Below are 15,455 nucleotides of genomic sequence, written 5' to 3' on the forward strand. Positions count from 1 at the left end.
TGCCCCATCTTTCATTCCTGACCGACCCTCGAAAAATTAATGTCAAAACCTAGTAAATTCCCGAGCTGTATTGGCTCCAGGTCTCTGGTTTAATGCAAATCACGATAAGGGATTGCATTGATCGCCGGAAGGAATGCGAAGGACTCTTACCGTTCGACCGGAAAAGACGCGGACAGAAAAGAGTCCTTCTTACAGCAGGCTGCTCTGAAACATACAGACCCACCCAATGATTACGGAATAGAAACAGAAACAGTGTTGAAAACCTGGAACATCAACGAGGAGAATGGAAAATGAGTGACAACGGCGCCACCAAAGCCCCCATCAAGAATGTCGTGTTCATCATGCTGGACACCCTTCAGTTCAACTACCTGGGCTGCTACGGGAATAACGCGGTCAAGACGCCCAACATCGACCGTTTCGCCCGCAACGGCATTTTGTTCGAAAACGCCTACAGCGAGGGGCTTCCCACCGTACCCGTCCGCCGCGCCCTCATGACCGGCCGATTCACCCTGCCGGTTGCAGGCTGGCAACCCCTGTCCCACGACGACACCACCATCACCGACATCTTGTGGGGCCGCAAAGTACAAACCGCTCTTGTATACGACACGCCTCCCATGCGCCTTCCCAAGTACGGTTATTCCCGCGGCTTCGACTATGTGAAGTTCTGCCCGGGCCATGAGCTCGATCACACCACATACAAGGATGATCCCCTCGATCCCGGCATGCGGGCTATCGATTACACCTCCCCCACCATGGTCTACAACGAAAAGGGCGAGCTCATCGATGACGCCAGCAAGGCTCTGCTGGACGAGATCGACTGTTTCCTGCGCTTCCGGCAGAACTGGCGTTCCGAAGACGACAACTACATCAGTGTCGTGGCCAGAGAAGCCGATCACTGGCTGCGGGAAAAACGCATCAAGAACCGCCCCTTCATGCTCTGGATCGATTCCTTTGACCCGCACGAACCCTGGGATCCACCGTCTGTTTGGACCGGTGAGCCTTGTCCCTACAATCCCGATTATGAAGGGAATCCCATCCTCCTGGCTCCCTGGACACCCGTTGAAGGCCGCATCACCGACGCCGAGGCCGCTCACGTCCGCGCCTTGTACGCCGAAAATATCACTCTCGTGGACAAACAGATCGGCAAGCTCCTGGACTCCATCAGAGACCAGGGCATCTGGGATGAAACCATGATCATCATCACCTCCGACCACGGTCAGCCCATGGGCAAGGGAGAGCACGGGCATGGCATCATGCGCAAATGCCGTCCCTGGCCCTACGAAGAACTGGTGCACGTTCCCCTCATGATGCACATCCCTGGGCTGGATGGAGGAAAGCGCATCAAGGGCTTCGTCCAGAACGTCGACATCGCTCCCACCATCCTGGACGGCCTGGGACTCCTCGAAGCGGAAAGTCTCGACAGCGGGCACGGATTCCCGGTTTACGACGCCATCGACATGCAGGGAGAGAGTCTCTTCCCCCTCATCAAGGGCGAGGTGGACAAGATCCGTGACTACGCCATTGCCGGGTACTTCGGCATGTCGTGGTCCCTCATCACCGAGGAGTACAGCTTCATCCACTGGATCCTCAAGGATGCGAGTCAAAGGGATTACACCAGCATCACCAATCCCGGCAAAGATACCATGAAAGACGAAGCCATGTGGTCCTGCACGGCTGGAGCGAAGCAGGAAGTTCCCGACAGCGACGAAATGTACGACCGCCGCAGCGATCCCTTCCAGCTGAAAAACATCATCAAGGAACAGCCCGAAAAGGCGGAGGAGCTCCTCCGACAGCTGAAGCTGGTCATCGGGGAACTGAAGACATCCTGAAATCCGCCGCCCTTCATGAAAGGGTGGACGACAACACACCATGAAGCTGCAGGCAGGGAAGCACTCCCCGAATCAGGTGCTCGGGCTCCCATGCCCTGCCTGCGGGTTCAACACAGACAACAAAAAGGAGAATCCATGTATCCAGCCGTCACAGACAGCGAATTTTCCTCCACAGTCCAGGCTCTCGACAGCGGAGTTGTCATTTTCGTCAAGAAGCTCTGCCCCCATTGCAAGAACATGCTGAAAATGTTCGAAAAATTTCAGAAAATCGTTCCAGGTGTTTCCATTTACACGGCGGACATCGAGGACTGCCCCCAATCCATGGCCAGCTTGGCGGTGGATCGGGCGCCGACGGTCTGCGTGGTGAAGGGGGGCAAGGTCACGGCCCAAAAAACCGGCCTGATGAACCCCAGGGAAATGGCGGACTTTTACCAGACCGCCTGAGGCATGCGTTTGCAATGAAGAAAGGGCTGAACCATGAAAGAAACCCGTTCCTTTGATGTCGTAATCATCGGGGGTGGCATCGCCGGCATGACGGCGGCCATCTACCTGGCCAGGGCCAATGTCAAAGCCGTCATCCTGGAGAAAGCCATCTGCGGTGGGCTCTGCAATTACACGTACGTAGTTGAAAACTTCCCTTCCTATCCCTCCATCCATGGAATGGACCTCATGCAAAAGGTGCGTGAGCACGTGGACCACCTGGGAGTGCCCGTCGAAGAGGTGTGCGAGATCGAGCGCATGGATATCGCCGGACGTGAAAAAATCATCGAGACGGACGAAGCGATTTACAAAAGCACAGCCGTCATCGTGGCCACCGGGCGAAAGCCCATCATCCTCGATGTTCCGGGAGGCGAAGCGATCCATTACTGCTCCGTCTGCGACGGATTCGCCTATGCAGGCAAACGCGTCCTCGTGGTGGGGGGCGGGAACAGCGGGTTTGACGAAAGCCTGTACCTCCTGCGGATCGGCATCAAGCACCTCACCCTGGTGGAAGTGATGGATCGCTTCTTTGCGGCCCAGTCTGCCCAGGACGAGCTGCTGAAATGCGGCAATGCCGTGGCCCGCAAGAGGACCAAGGTCCTCGAGGTTCTCCTGGAGAATGGCAAAGTGAAAGGCGCCGTGCTGGAGAATGTGGCGACGGGTGAAAAGGAAACCATCGAGGTCGACGGTGTGTTCGTGTTCATGGGCCAGAACCCCACGACGGAATTCCTGAAAGGCATCGTGGATCTCGACGACTACGGGTATGTTCTGGCCAGGGAGGACATGAGCACCAACGTTCCCGGGGTGTTTTCCGCGGGAGACCTCAACCGCAAGCAGTTTCGACAGCTCACGACGGCTATGAATGACGGCACCATTGCTGCCCTGGTTTGCGAGCGCTATGTCCGTGCCAATCAAACATGCAGTGCCTAGTACCACCAGAAGGAATAGTATATGTCGGAAAACGCAACGGCCATCCCTGCTGACGGCAGGATCAAAATGGGCGAGCTCGAAACAACGGCAAGGATGGTCAACAACTATTTTGACGGTATTCCGGTGACCGGTATACACAAGCTCCTTTTCTTCATTATCATGGGGGCCTACTTTTTCGAACAGCTCGACAACTGGAACTTTGGGTTCATTGCTCCGGCCATCGCCCAGTCGTGGAATCTCCAGATGACCGATATCGCCACGATTGTATTTTGGTATTTCGTCGCCATGACCACCGGCGGCTTCCTCGGCGGTGTCATTTCCGATTTCATCGGCAGGCGAAAGACATTTCTCGGCGCCATACTTGTCTTTTCCATTGCCTCCGTTGTAACTGGATTCACCAACAATTTCGTCGTTTTCACCATCTTCAGGGCTCTGACCGGCTTCGGCGTTTTTTGCCTCATGGTCACTTCACAGGCCTACATTGCGGAAATGGCGCCGGCCGAAAGTCGTGGGAAGTGGCAGGGACGCGTAGCGGCAGTAGGCTTTTGCGCGGTTCCCGTGGTCGCCTTTCTATGTCGGATCATCGTCCCCATGTCACCCGAAGCATGGCGCATCATTCTCTATGTCGGCGGCATCGGACTCATCGGTTTCTTTGTGGGATTGAAGTATCTCAAGGAATCGCCGCGATGGCTCGTTTCCCATGGGCGCATTGCGGAGGCCGAGGAGATCATGAGGTTCTTGACTCATAAGAACATCAACCTGTCGGAAGCCTCGAAGAAAGTTGAAACAAAAATAAAGGTCTCCGAGGTACTCGTCGGCATGTTCACGAAGCGCTATATTGTCAGAACACTCTTGCTCATCTTGCTCTTCATCACGATCACACCAGCCGGCTTTCTTTTTACGACCTGGACGACACAGCTCATCAAGATGAAGGGATTTTCAGTCGCTGACAGCCTCACAGCCACGACCATCATCAGCATTGGAGTACCGGTGGGCTGCTACCTCGCATCCCTTGTGTCCGACCTCGGGGGCAGAAAGATCCCTCTCATGGTGATTGGAATCCTCTGCGGTCTTGGGGGATTGACCTTCGCCTACATGGACGGCCTGACGGGTCTGACCGCTGCCGGCTTTACCCTGAGCGTCTTCAACCTCGCCGTTAATTTCATTCTCTTTTCCTACACGGCTGAATCGTATCCCACGAGAATGCGCAACACGGCTACCGGTTTCCACAATGGCCTGGCACGGCTTTCGGTTTCAGCGTCCCAGCCGCTGATTCCCATCATTCATCAATCCTACGGGTTCGCCGGTGTCTTCAATTCGGTGGGCATTCTGTACCTGATTCCCGTCATCCCGCTGCTCATCTGGGGCATGAGGACGGGGGGAAAGAGCCTCGAAGAAATCGAATGAGGACCGCCTGAGGGAATCGTCTTTCTTACTGGAGCGATCCGAGGTTTCCGAAAAAACAGGCTGAAGGGAGAGGCACGCAGGATGCATCTCCCTTCAGTCCATCGCGGCAGCATGGCTTCAACAGATCAATGAACGGTTTCGGTTATGGAAAGGCTGACAGGAATCATGTTTCTCTTTTATCGAATCCTCCTCATCGGCCTGTTCTCGCTGCTTTGCATTTCGCCACTGTCGGCCGCGGAACAACCCTTTGATTCCAAACTGACCAAGCGCGTCGTAGTGCTGTATTCGGGACCTCCCGATTTCCCGGCAACGGAAATGACCGAAAAGGGCATACGCGAAGTTTTCTTTGGAAATCCCACATTCCATATCCAGCTCTTTTCCGAATACCTGGATCTGTCTCGGTTCCGTGACCTCCATCACAGAACGGCTCTTTCGGATCTCCTGCGTCACCGCTATGGGGATGGCGGGATCGATCTCCTCATCAGCGTGGATGTGCCCGCAGCTTTTTTTCTGCTGGAAAACGCGGAAAAAGTTTTTCCCGGGACCCCCATCGTCATGTGCTCCATCCCCAAGTCTCTCGAGGAACGCCTGGACGTCTCCCCCATGAGGGCCAGAACGACGGGAGTCTTTGAACCCATGAACGCCAGAGACCTTGTGGATTTGGCCCTCAACATCAAACCGGCCACCAAGTTTGCGGCTCTCGTTTGTGGTGCCTTCGAAAACGATCGTGTCCGGGCTGTGGGGTTCCGCAAGGCCATCGAGTCCCTGGGCGACAGGCTTGAGCTCATCGATTTAAGCGGGCTCACCCTGGAGGAGTTGATTGAGAGCACCAAAAAATTGCCCCGAGACTCGGCCATTTTTTACTCCACCTTCTTCGTGGACAGTATGGGGCGCAGCTTTATCCCACGGGATGTGCTCAAAATCATCTCCGATGCAGCGGATGTCCCCGTTTTCGGCCTCTATGAAATGTATCTCGGATACGGGATAATCGGAGGGCGGCTGGCCAGCATGAAACTGCAGGGAAAAAAAGCTGCGGAGTTGGGCGCCAGGGTCCTTGAAGGTATTTCACCTGCGTCCATCCCTTTCCATGAGGGTGAGGACACCACTGTCCTTGCCTATGACTGGCGTCAATTGAAGCGCTTCAAAATCAGTGAAAGCGATTTGCCCCCGGGCGGCACGATCCTGTACCGGCAGCCCACGCTGTGGGAGCTCTACAAATCTTATATCATCGGCGCCGTCTCTCTCATTGTCCTTGAGTCCATCCTCATCATTGCGCTGGTGATCAATCTCCAGAAACGGAAAAGGGCTGAAATCGCTCTTCTCGGCAGCCGCGAAGAATTGAAGATTCTTGCCGGCCGATTGATCTCCTCCCAGGAAGAGGAGTTGAGCCGACTCTCCCGGGAATTTCACGATGACCTTGCCCAAAGGCTTGCCGCCGTCGCCATCGAGTCGGGAACGCTGGAACTGCAGTCACCGCACATCGAAGCCACCGTTCTGCAAAAGATCGGGCACATCAAGGAACAGTTGATCAGCCTGTCGGAAGATGTCCATGCCATTTCCAGGGAGCTCCACCCTTCCATCCTCAAGGACCTGGGGTTGGTGAGGGCCATCAGCTCACAGTGCATGAGCTTTTCCGACCGTGAAAACATTCCCGTCGATTTTGACTCCCAGGATATCCCCGAAACGATCCCCAGGGATATCGCCCTGACCATCTACCGCATCATCCAGGAAAGCTTGAGGAACATCGCCAAGCATTCGCGTGCCCAACAGGTCGAGATTTCGCTGAAGGGATTGGGCGATAAAATCCTGCTGAACATCAAAGACGACGGCATGGGATTTGTTCCGCGCTGTGTGCGGCATACACCCGGCATTGGACTGGCGAGCATGCGGGAGAGAGTACAGTTTGTAAACGGGGACTTCGACATACGCTCCGAGCCGGGAAAAGGCACAGACATCAAAGTATCCGTACCTCTCGGAAAGAAAAAGGAATGAAACGAGCAAAAATTCTTTTAGCGGATGATCACCGCATTGTCGCCGAAGGGCTCCGGGGATTGCTGGAACCCGAGTTCGAGCTGGTAGGGATTGTGGAAGACGGGCGGGCAATGCTTGAGGCGGTGGACAAGCTGAAGCCCGATGTCGTCGTGGCCGATGTCTCCATGCCCCTCCTGAACGGGATTGACGCCGTGCGCCTCCTGAAGAAAAAAAACAAGGAGATCGCCGTCGTCTTCCTGACCATGCACCTGGACGTGACCTATGCCGCGAGCGCTTTCGAAGTCGGGGCTTCCGGCTACGTCCTGAAGCATTCCGCTCCTTCCGAGCTCGTCACCGCCATCAACAGCGCCCTCAGAGGAAGGACCTACATCACTCCCCTGCTGGCCGGGGAGCTCCTCCAGTACCACCAGAAAAAGCCGCAAAGCGCGGAGGGTGAAATCGCCAGGCTCACTTCCCGCCAGCGCGAAGTGCTGCAGCTCCTGGCCGAGGGCCACTCGGTGAAGGAAGTCGCCACTATTTTACACATCTCTACACGGACCGTGGAATTTCACAAATACGGCATGATGGAAGTACTGGGGCTGAAGAGCTCTGCGGAGCTGGTGCGCTTTGCAGTCAAGCACGGGCTCATCACCGAGTGAGCGTTGAATCGGCAGGACGTGAAGCACTCTTACACGGAAAGGCAGCTCGTTTCCAGGCGCCTGCTAACGTAATCCACCTGGCGTTTCATTTTGTTGTTCCTGTCCTGCATCTCCTTGTTCAAGCCGTTGACCGCATACAAGACGGAGCTGTGGCTGCGATTGAACATTTTGCCGATGTTCACCAGAGATTCCGTCGTGTACTGGCGGCACAGGTACATCCCGATCTTTCGAGCCATGGCGATCTCCTTCTTGCGCATTGCCGACTTCAGCTCTTCCATGGAAATCTGGAAGCTGGCGCAGATGATCTTTTGAATGTGCTCCACGGTGATTTTCGGCAGCTGATTGAGCATGGTCTGGGTCACTTCCTGGGCCAGCTGCAGGGAAATGGGGATGCCCAGGATGTTGCTCTTGGCCATCATACCCACGAGGCAGCTCTCTATCTGGCGAATGTCCCCATTGATGCGGTCGGCTAGAAATTCCACCACCTCCATGGGAAGACGGACACTCTCCGTGCTGGCCTTCCGCTTGATGATCTCCACCCGGGTCCTGAAATCGGGCCGATCGATGGGGGTCACGAGGATGCCTCCCAGGCGCGACTGTAATTCGATGCTGAGCCTGGGGATATCCTTGGGGTAGGCATTCCCGGTGCACAGAATTTTCTTTCCACGGTCCATGAGCTCATCCAGAGTGTACACCAGCTCATTCTGGACTTTTTCCTTGCCGCTCAGGAATTCCACCTTCTCCAGGAGCAGCACGTCGCACCCACGACGAAACTTGTTCTTGAAGGCCTCGATGCTCCCATGCTTCAAGGAAAAAATCATCTCGTTGGCAAACTGCTCCGCCGTCACGTACTGGACTCTCAGATCCGGTTGCTTCTGGAGAAACAAGTTCCCCACCGCGTGGGAAAGATGGCTCTTGCCGAGACCCGTCTCCGAAAGAACGTAGACAGACTGGTTGTAAAGCTGCTGCCCACTGGCCATGGCCATAGAGGCTGCGTAGGCAAAATGATTGCAATTGCCCACGACAAACTGATCGAAGGTGAAACGGGGGTTGAAGGCAGGTCCGGTACGTTTGATCAAATCATGGAAGGAAATCTGCCGGGGGCCTTCCGTCTCCTCTTGAACCTTTTCCGGCTCAAGTTGAGAGTCCTTGACAATCTGGTACTGGATCTTCTCCACCTGGGGCAGGTGCTTTTGAGTGATCGGGATCAGTTTCTCTTCGAGCTTTTCCCGCACCCATTCGATGTGGAACCGATTCCTACAGCCAAGGATCAGGGAGCCCTCTTCAATTCCCAGGGGATCAATGGTGGACACCCAAAGATCGTACTGCCCCCTGGAAAGAGTCTTTTGGACTTTTTTCTTTATTTCTTGCCATTCCTGGACCATATGAACTCGATTTCCCTTCTCCCACCGGCCTTCGGTGGGCAGGATGTCAAAGCAGGCCGTTCAGAGAGCTCAGCTCTCCCCCCTCGCTTGGAGAATCCAAAGACAAAGAAATCCCTCTGAGAACATTCTGCATGTTCCCATAGCATGAGGGGAGAGGAAAAACATTTTTAACAACTTGAATTTGCAGCAGAAAAAAACGAGAATGAAGCAAAACCGAATGACAGGCTCTGATCCGTTTCCAAAAGTCGTGTGCCTTACATATCCAAGAATCCGGGAGGGGTCAAAGTTGATCTGACGAGTTTCGAAGGAGATCCTTCCCTGAAGGGTGGAGGCAGAAAATCGTCAGGATGCATGGATGTTAGACGTTAAAAATTTCTAACCCCTTGATGCGAGTGATTTTTTCTAAAATCATTTTTACCGTGGCATCTTGGTCACTTGGACCCTCTTGCGGGCTTCGTTCTCCAAAAGCAGATATCTCGAACTTTCATTTTCTCTCCTTTTCTCAAAAAATCATTCCCGCACTTTGGTGCTGCAGGGGTCCCCCTGGAAGCCGCTTGATTCGACAAGATTTTCTTGCAGTGGAGCTCGGCAGATTTTTTTCAGGAGCGTGTGACACCCCGGCAGAACCAAATTCCCAGGCATGGAAATGACAAATTTTTCCCTCATTGACCGTTTTTCCATTCTTTCTCTTGCCAGTACCGTTTTCTTTGAAATATGTTTAATATGTTTCCAACAGTACGAGTCGAACCCAAGAAATAAGGATCGTGATGTACACGCTGGCTACCCCGACGCGCGAACAGTGCCTGAAGCTCATCGCTCAGGTGGAAATGCCTCCTCATATCCAAAATCATAGTTTCATGGTGGCAGAAATCTCTCTCTACCTGGGCCGCTTTCTGAAACAAGAATATCCCTCCCTGGACCTGGATCTTCTCCAGGCATCGGCCCTGCTGCACGACATCGCCAAAGCCCCCAGCCTTACCACGGACGAGAGCCACTGTGAGCTGGGGGCCAGGATGCTGGAAGAATGGGGCTATCTCCACATTGCGCCCATTGTGGAAGAGCACGCCAGCCTGGAGTCCTATCGCCTGCAGGGTCCCCTCAATGAATCCCTCATCGTGAACTACTCGGATAAACGAGTGAAGCACGATGAAATCGTCTCACTGGAAGATCGGTTCTACGATCTCATGGAGCGCTACGGAAAAACCCGGGAACATAAGAGCAGGATCTGGAGGAAGCTCGACCTCTATCGGATGCTGGAGGACAAAATTTTCGCACGTCTTCCCATCAGCCCGGAGGAGAGAGAGCTCATGGAACTGTCCCCCCAAACCTATTCACCCATGGCATGGGAGTCTTATGAGCGGTAAAAAATTGAGGGTTGCATTGCTGGCCGGTGGGAAATCCGCGGAGCGCGACGTTTCCCTGAAGAGTGGAGAACAGGTTTTCCAGGCGCTCGACAAGGATCGATACGAAATCTTCCGGTATGATCCCCGCGACGACCTCCCCCGCCTGGCTCAGGAGGCCGCGGACATCGACGTGGCCCTCATCATCCTGCACGGCCGCATGGGAGAGGACGGCACCATCCAGGGATTTCTCGAATCCTTGGGGATCCCTTATCAGGGCAGCGGGATACTGGGAAGCGCCATTGCCATCAACAAGATCCTGAGCAAAGAACTTTATGAGCGCGCAGGCTTGCCCGTCGCCCCCTACGCCGTGCTGGAACGGGACCGCCCGATTGATCCGGCAGAGGTCGTCGGGCGCCTCGGACTCCCCCTGGTGATCAAGCCCGAGCACGAGGGCTCCAGCATTGGACTGAGCATTGTCAAGACCGAGGCGGAGCTGCCGGAGGCCTTGAAGGAGGGATGGCGATACGATCGACGCTGCATGGTTGAAAAATTCATTCGCGGCGTGGAAGTGACCTGCGGGGTTCTGGGAAACGACACCCTGCAGGCGCTGCCTTTGATCGAGATTGTTCCCGGCGATGCCTATGAATTTTTCGATTACCAGGCGAAGTACACCCCCGGTGCCACAAAGGAAATCTGCCCTGCGCGCATTTCCCCCGCTCTGACCGAGCGGGCACAGGAGCTGGCCAGGCGCGCGCACCAGGCTCTCTTCTGCAGGGGCTACAGCCGCACGGACATGATCGTTGCAGGAGAAGACATTTATATTCTGGAAACGAACACCATTCCGGGCATGACGGCAACCAGCCTCTTCCCTCAGGCCGCAGCCGTCGCAGGTATTTCCTTCTCTCCACTCCTGGACCGCCTCATTGAACTGGCCCTGGAAAAGTAAAGAGGGACATCTGCCGGGTCAAAGGATCTGTTGCACCTGGAGACACTGCAGGGCATAGGCCCCTGACAGGATATCCATGAAGCTCCTCAAGAAGGGACCGTCCGTCTCCACTTGCAGGTGACTCCAGGGCGACTGCTCCTCCAGGGGATCGAAGCGGCGGATCATTTCCGAAAGATGCTGCAGGCGGGCATCCGAAAGGCTGTCTGCCGAGGCCTCCCGCTGTTTGAGGCGTTCCCGCAGGGTTTCTTCGTGGCAGATGCATTCTACGAACACGAGGTTCGTGTCCAAGTCGCGGGCCAATTGCTGTACATCCTCTCTATCCTTGCGTCGTGAATAGGAGGCGTCCAGGATGACGGAGCGCCCGTTCTTCAGCTGCTCCTGGGCCGCGAAGAGCATCCGCGCGTACACCCTGTGCCGCATCTCGGGTCGGTAGATCCCCGCATCCAGAGGAACGACGTGCGATCCCCCGGCCGATTCTCCCATCTCTTCCCTGCGAATACGGTCGGATTGAAAGTGTGGGAGATGGAGGGCTTCGGCGAGCTCCTGAGCCAGGGAAGACTTCCCCGTGGCCGGCAGTCCGCAGAAAACCCAGAGTGTGGGACGACTGAACTGCATGGCATACCGATAGGCGAGCTGTAAGTAGGTTTCAACCAGCTTCCGCCCACCAGCCCATCCTTCGGCCTCCTCCCCTTCTGCGGGGAGACTGAGGCAGGCCACCTTCAATTTCACGACAGCGCGGTAAGCGGCATAGAAGTCGAGGAGGGCATAAAGCCCGGGGTCTCGAGCCCTCTCGGCATAGGCGGACAGAAATTTCCGGCTCATTTCGGCGTGGCCCAGACGCTCCAAGTCCATGTGCAGAAAGGCCAGGTCCACGGCGACGTCTCCGTAGCGGAAGCGATCGTTGAATTCAATGCAATCGATGATCTGAATGCCGTCTGAAAAATAGATGTGCTCTGCCTTCAAGTCGCCATGGCCGTCCCGTATGCGCCCTTCCCTGATTCTTTTCTCGAAAAGATCTCCGGCATTGGCGAAGAAGGCTCGACTGACCTGGCGGATGAACTCCCAGGACTCCCGGGGCACGACTTCCTCCACAAAGGGCTCGATCTGCCTGAAATTCTCTTCCATGTTGAAAGAGATCGCTTCCGCCCGACCGAACCCATCGATGGTATCGCTCTGAGCACACCGGTCATAAAAATCCGCCAGGAGTCGCCCAAGTTCCTGCATGGCCCCAGGAAAGATCTCACCGTGTTGCAGCAGCCATTCCAGGCTGTCGCACTCCCGAAGTTGCTTCATCCTGACGGCATAGTCCAGGATCTTTCCTTTCCCTTCCAGGGAAACGCCTCCGGCTGCATCCTCCGAAAGGCAAACCACCCCGGAATAAACCCCGTGGCTCAGCCGCTGGTTCAGGAGTACTTCCTGTTCGCAAAAATGTTTTCGGGCATCGAGGGATTGGAAATCCAGGAAGCCGAAATTCACCGGCTTTTTGAGTTTATAGGCCCAGAGGCCTGTCAGGAACACGACGGAAATGTGGGTCTCCCGGCGCTCCAAAGCGGAAACCGGGTGGGGATAGAAAGCGGAGTCTGCCATGGCCCGGCAGACCCTCTCGAAAACCTGTCGCGTCTCCATGAGGAGCTATTTCTCTCAAAAACGACTCATTTGAGCCGTTCGATGCAGGCATATGCGCTGTGGTTGTGGATGGATTCGAAATTTTCCACATCCACCTTGAACCACAGGACATTGGCATCGGTTTTCAGGGCTGAGGCGACATCACGCACTACATCCTCCACAAACTTGGGATTTTCGTACGCCTTCTCCGTGACGAATTTTTCGTCGGGCCGTTTCAATACAGAATAGACTTCACAGGATGCGCAGTGCTCCACCAGGTGTACCAGGTCCTCGATCCAGATGAACTTCTTGAAACGGACAGCGAGGCGCACCATGCCTCTCTGGTTGTGCGCCCCATGCATGCTGATCTCTTTGGAACAGGGACAGACGGTTGTTATGGGCACATTCACCTCGAGCACCAGGTCACATTCGTTGCTCTGATCCAGGGACCCCGCCACCCGGCAGCCGTACTCCATGAGGCCGGCCGTGACCGTGATGGGCGAAAGCTTTTTGATGAAGTAAGGAAAGCTGATCTCCAGGTGAGCCGACCCCGCCTGCAGTCGAAGCTGCATTTCCTCGAGAATCGTGGACACCTCCCGCATGTCCAGGTTTCCATGGAATTCATTCAAGATCTCGATGAATCGGCTCATGTGGGTGCCCTTGAACTCACGGGGCAGATTCACATACATGTTGATGCTTGCCACCGTGTGCTGAGCCCCATTGTTCTTGTCCATCACCGTGATGGGGTAGCGGATGTCCTTGACTCCTACCTTGTCAACTCTGATGTTCCTGTGATCCGTCTGACTCTGCACGTCGATCATGCAATCCCTCATGTTTTACGTTTCCCGAGAAGCGGCCACCGTCCTTAGGCTCTGCAGATTCATGGCGATTTCTTCAAAGCACTTACGGGTTTCCTCCCGCAGTTGTTCCGGAAAGATTCCCCGAAGGTCTGCTTCAATGAGGCCGTCGTCGTATGGAATGAACCCCAGGAATCGGTATTCAGGGAGATTTTCCTTGAGAAATTCCCGGTCCTTGTCACCCCGAACCTTATTCCCCACCAGGGCAAAGTTGCTGAGGCCGATATCCATGCCCAGTTCTTTAATGCGAAGGGCTGTTTCGATACTGCGCCGTCCCGGTTCCACGACAACAACGAGGCAGTCCACAGCCTTGGACGTCCCCCGCCCCAGATGCTCGATCCCGGCTTCCATGTCCATGACCACGACCTCGTCACGCCTCAGGATGAGGTGCTGCACGAGATTCTTCAGGAGAACGCTCTCAGGGCAGACACACCCTGTCCCGCCTTTTTTCACTCCTCCCATGACCATCAGGCGAATGCGATCCCCACTGGAAACCGCCAGCTTTTCGGGAAGGTCGTCCACCTGTGGATTCAATTTGAAAAAACCCCCGAAGCTCCCGGGAACGGATTCGGTCCGCTCGGCCACGAGATCTTTCATTTTGGCAATGGGAACGATGTTCGACGCATCTTTGATGCCCAGGCCATGCCCCAGGTTGGCATCCGGATCCGCATCGATGGCCAGTACCTTGTTCCCCTGCTCCGCAAACCACTTCACCAGAAAAGCTGAAAGTGTCGTCTTTCCGACGCCACCCTTTCCACTGACTGCTATCTTCAATGTGTTTCCTCCGACAAAATCGAGCTATCCGTGACAGAGCTCGGAATATTTAAAACAGATCACTCTGAGGGGCTGCAGCGCCTTTCTCCCCAAAGGGTCACTTCACGCTTCCGGCACATGGACTCGGTGCGATGCCGCGCGAAATGCCGGACCAAGAGTTGTTCCGCGTCATTATATGTTTCCGGGTCTCTATAAATCAACCAATAGTTCCGCCAGGAGGGCGGCAACGGTTGCCGCACCGGCTCCTTTCCTTGAAATCCTTCCCAGGGGTGATTAATCAGAATTTTGTATGGCTGCATCGAGCTGCTTGTGGACGGGACACCCGGCAGTTTTCTTCCAGGGGCGCTCATGCTTTCAGAAACCTGAAAGCCGCTTCCATCTGGAGGGAGCGCGGCGCCCGCTTCGGCCGAAAATGTAGATCGAGGGGGAGTGTAAAGACCGATGGAGCAGTGTATCGTATTTCAGAAGGAAATGTTGATCGACCCGATTCATGTCCATGTGGAGGGGAACGAACCGGATTTCTATGATGCCCGACGGGCAGCCGACAGAACAGCTGCCGGCAGAGGGGACGAGCCGATGCTGTTGGCATGGTTTGACCGATCGAAGGGTGAATTCTCTCCACGGGTGGAATGAAGCAGCGCAAAGAAGCCGGGCTGGCTTCTTTATGCGGAATCCCGCGGCGGCAATATCGTAGTGGACATCAACCGCGGTGAGTACGTGTTCATCTACCGGGATGCGTGTGATACGCATGAAAATGAGAAAAAGGAGGATGTGTCGAAGCAATGAATCAAGACAGTATTCTCGTTGGCTGCGCCCATTGCGGGGCCAAGAACCGCGTTCCAGGGAATCGCGTGAGGGAGCAGGCTGTCTGCGGCAAGTGCCGGCGCCCCCTTTCAATGGCGAACCGTTATCCCGACGGGGCCGTAGATGTAATCGACAGGGATTTCAACACACAGATCCTGGCTTTTCCCGGGCCGGTATTTGTGTTTTTTTGGTCTCCCAATTGCGGGTACTGCAGAAGGATGCTCCCCGATGTGGATACCCTGGCGCGGGATTATGCCGGCCGCATCAAGTTCGCCAAGGTTCTGCTGGATCAGAACCCTGTTTCCGGCTCCAACTACGCGGTCCAGAGTGTCCCGACACTCATTTTCATGAAAAAAGGGAGGCAGGTGGATCGCGTTACGGGAGCCCTGCCCCGAATGGAGCTGGATCGCTACCTCAGCAGGCTGTTGTGATTGATCCGCATCTTCTCTGGTTCTGCAGTGTCGA

Annotated in this window: 13 protein-coding genes and 1 pseudogene; 10 read left to right on the top strand and 4 right to left on the bottom strand. The window is 55.2% G+C overall.

The features are described from left to right. Positions 1–290 precede the first annotated feature (290 nt). The 6 genes from MWC30_RS02780 to MWC30_RS02805 all read left to right on the top strand — a co-directional run bounded on the left by MWC30_RS02780 (position 291) and on the right by MWC30_RS02805 (position 7,276). Complete coding sequence (locus MWC30_RS02780) at positions 291–1,829, top strand: sulfatase (RefSeq protein ID WP_244082628.1); 1,539 nt, start codon at positions 291–293, stop codon at positions 1,827–1,829. Positions 1,830–1,964: 135 nt separating this feature from the next. Continuing rightward, positions 1,965–2,273, top strand: a complete 309-nt coding sequence (locus MWC30_RS02785) for a thioredoxin family protein (protein WP_244082629.1) — start codon at positions 1,965–1,967, stop codon at positions 2,271–2,273. 33 nt (positions 2,274–2,306) lie between these two features. Continuing rightward, positions 2,307–3,239 carry an NAD(P)/FAD-dependent oxidoreductase gene (locus MWC30_RS02790; RefSeq protein ID WP_244082630.1) on the top strand — a complete coding sequence of 311 codons (933 nt, stop codon included), beginning with the start codon at positions 2,307–2,309 and terminating at the stop codon, positions 3,237–3,239. A 66-nt stretch (positions 3,240–3,305) separates the two neighbouring features. Then, positions 3,306–4,646 carry an MFS transporter gene (locus tag MWC30_RS02795; RefSeq protein ID WP_368860790.1) on the top strand — a complete coding sequence of 447 codons (1,341 nt, stop codon included), beginning with the start codon at positions 3,306–3,308 and terminating at the stop codon, positions 4,644–4,646. A gap of 144 nt (positions 4,647–4,790) precedes the next feature. Then, positions 4,791–6,638 (top strand): ABC transporter substrate binding protein, encoded by a 1,848-nt coding sequence (locus MWC30_RS02800; protein WP_244082632.1) that lies wholly within the window; start codon positions 4,791–4,793, stop codon positions 6,636–6,638. Continuing rightward, positions 6,635–7,276 carry a response regulator transcription factor gene (locus MWC30_RS02805; protein WP_244082633.1) on the top strand — a complete coding sequence of 214 codons (642 nt, stop codon included), beginning with the start codon at positions 6,635–6,637 and terminating at the stop codon, positions 7,274–7,276. The genes MWC30_RS02800 and MWC30_RS02805 overlap by 4 nt, the downstream gene beginning before the upstream one ends. 29 nt (positions 7,277–7,305) lie before the next feature. Here the strand turns inward: MWC30_RS02805 and dnaA are convergent, their stop codons facing one another. After that, the gene (gene dnaA / locus MWC30_RS02810) at positions 7,306–8,661 is read right to left on the bottom strand and encodes a chromosomal replication initiator protein DnaA (protein ID WP_244082634.1); all 1,356 of its coding nucleotides are present in this window, start codon (positions 8,659–8,661) and stop codon (positions 7,306–7,308) included. A 767-nt stretch (positions 8,662–9,428) separates the two neighbouring features. Here dnaA and MWC30_RS02815 point away from each other — a divergent pair. Further along, complete coding sequence (locus MWC30_RS02815; RefSeq protein WP_244082635.1) at positions 9,429–10,025, top strand: HD domain-containing protein; 597 nt, start codon at positions 9,429–9,431, stop codon at positions 10,023–10,025. After that, positions 10,015–10,950: a D-alanine--D-alanine ligase gene (locus tag MWC30_RS02820; protein WP_244082636.1), complete on the top strand. Its 936-nt coding sequence runs from the start codon at positions 10,015–10,017 to the stop codon at positions 10,948–10,950. Before MWC30_RS02815 ends, MWC30_RS02820 begins: the two co-directional genes overlap by 11 nt. 18 nt (positions 10,951–10,968) lie before the next feature. Here MWC30_RS02820 and MWC30_RS02825 read toward each other — a convergent pair whose 3' ends face one another. Genes MWC30_RS02825 through MWC30_RS02835 form a run of 3 tightly spaced genes read right to left on the bottom strand, consistent with a single transcriptional unit; the run spans position 10,969 to position 14,186 of the window. Further along, positions 10,969–12,576, bottom strand: coding sequence for a bifunctional aminoglycoside phosphotransferase/ATP-binding protein (locus MWC30_RS02825; protein WP_244082637.1), 1,608 nt, complete (start codon positions 12,574–12,576; stop codon positions 10,969–10,971). Positions 12,577–12,602: 26 nt separating this feature from the next. Continuing rightward, positions 12,603–13,376 carry a GTP cyclohydrolase FolE2 gene (gene folE2, locus MWC30_RS02830; protein WP_244082638.1) on the bottom strand — a complete coding sequence of 258 codons (774 nt, stop codon included), beginning with the start codon at positions 13,374–13,376 and terminating at the stop codon, positions 12,603–12,605. A gap of 15 nt (positions 13,377–13,391) precedes the next feature. Next, positions 13,392–14,186 (bottom strand): AAA family ATPase, encoded by a 795-nt coding sequence (locus tag MWC30_RS02835; RefSeq protein WP_244082639.1) that lies wholly within the window; start codon positions 14,184–14,186, stop codon positions 13,392–13,394. Between the two features lie 471 nt (positions 14,187–14,657). Here MWC30_RS02835 and MWC30_RS02840 point away from each other — a divergent pair. Then, a pseudogene (locus MWC30_RS02840) lies at positions 14,658–14,972 on the top strand (AF1514 family protein). Continuing rightward, positions 14,969–15,421 (top strand): co-chaperone YbbN, encoded by a 453-nt coding sequence (locus tag MWC30_RS02845; protein WP_244082640.1) that lies wholly within the window; start codon positions 14,969–14,971, stop codon positions 15,419–15,421. The pseudogene MWC30_RS02840 and the gene MWC30_RS02845 overlap by 4 nt, the downstream one beginning before the upstream one ends. Positions 15,422–15,455: the final 34 nt, after the last annotated feature.

It is taken from the genome of Desulforhabdus sp. TSK (assembly GCF_022836495.1).
In the GTDB taxonomy this organism is placed as follows: Bacteria; Desulfobacterota; Syntrophobacteria; order Syntrophobacterales; family Syntrophobacteraceae; genus Desulforhabdus.

Bases quoted from the DNA above. Each gene is read 5' to 3' on its own strand.
- MWC30_RS02780 (WP_244082628.1), top strand. From the start codon at position 291: ATGAGTGACAACGGCGCCACCAAAGCCCCCATCAAGAATGTCGTGTTC.
- MWC30_RS02785 (WP_244082629.1), top strand. From the start codon at position 1,965: ATGTATCCAGCCGTCACAGACAGCGAATTTTCCTCCACAGTCCAGGCT.
- MWC30_RS02790 (WP_244082630.1), top strand. From the start codon at position 2,307: ATGAAAGAAACCCGTTCCTTTGATGTCGTAATCATCGGGGGTGGCATC.
- MWC30_RS02795 (WP_368860790.1), top strand. From the start codon at position 3,306: ATGGGCGAGCTCGAAACAACGGCAAGGATGGTCAACAACTATTTTGAC.
- MWC30_RS02800 (WP_244082632.1), top strand. From the start codon at position 4,791: ATGGAAAGGCTGACAGGAATCATGTTTCTCTTTTATCGAATCCTCCTC.
- MWC30_RS02805 (WP_244082633.1), top strand. From the start codon at position 6,635: ATGAAACGAGCAAAAATTCTTTTAGCGGATGATCACCGCATTGTCGCC.
- dnaA (WP_244082634.1), bottom strand. From the start codon at position 8,661: ATGGTCCAGGAATGGCAAGAAATAAAGAAAAAAGTCCAAAAGACTCTT.
- MWC30_RS02815 (WP_244082635.1), top strand. From the start codon at position 9,429: ATGTACACGCTGGCTACCCCGACGCGCGAACAGTGCCTGAAGCTCATC.
- MWC30_RS02820 (WP_244082636.1), top strand. From the start codon at position 10,015: ATGAGCGGTAAAAAATTGAGGGTTGCATTGCTGGCCGGTGGGAAATCC.
- MWC30_RS02825 (WP_244082637.1), bottom strand. From the start codon at position 12,576: ATGGAGACGCGACAGGTTTTCGAGAGGGTCTGCCGGGCCATGGCAGAC.
- folE2 (WP_244082638.1), bottom strand. From the start codon at position 13,376: ATGATCGACGTGCAGAGTCAGACGGATCACAGGAACATCAGAGTTGAC.
- MWC30_RS02845 (WP_244082640.1), top strand. From the start codon at position 14,969: ATGAATCAAGACAGTATTCTCGTTGGCTGCGCCCATTGCGGGGCCAAG.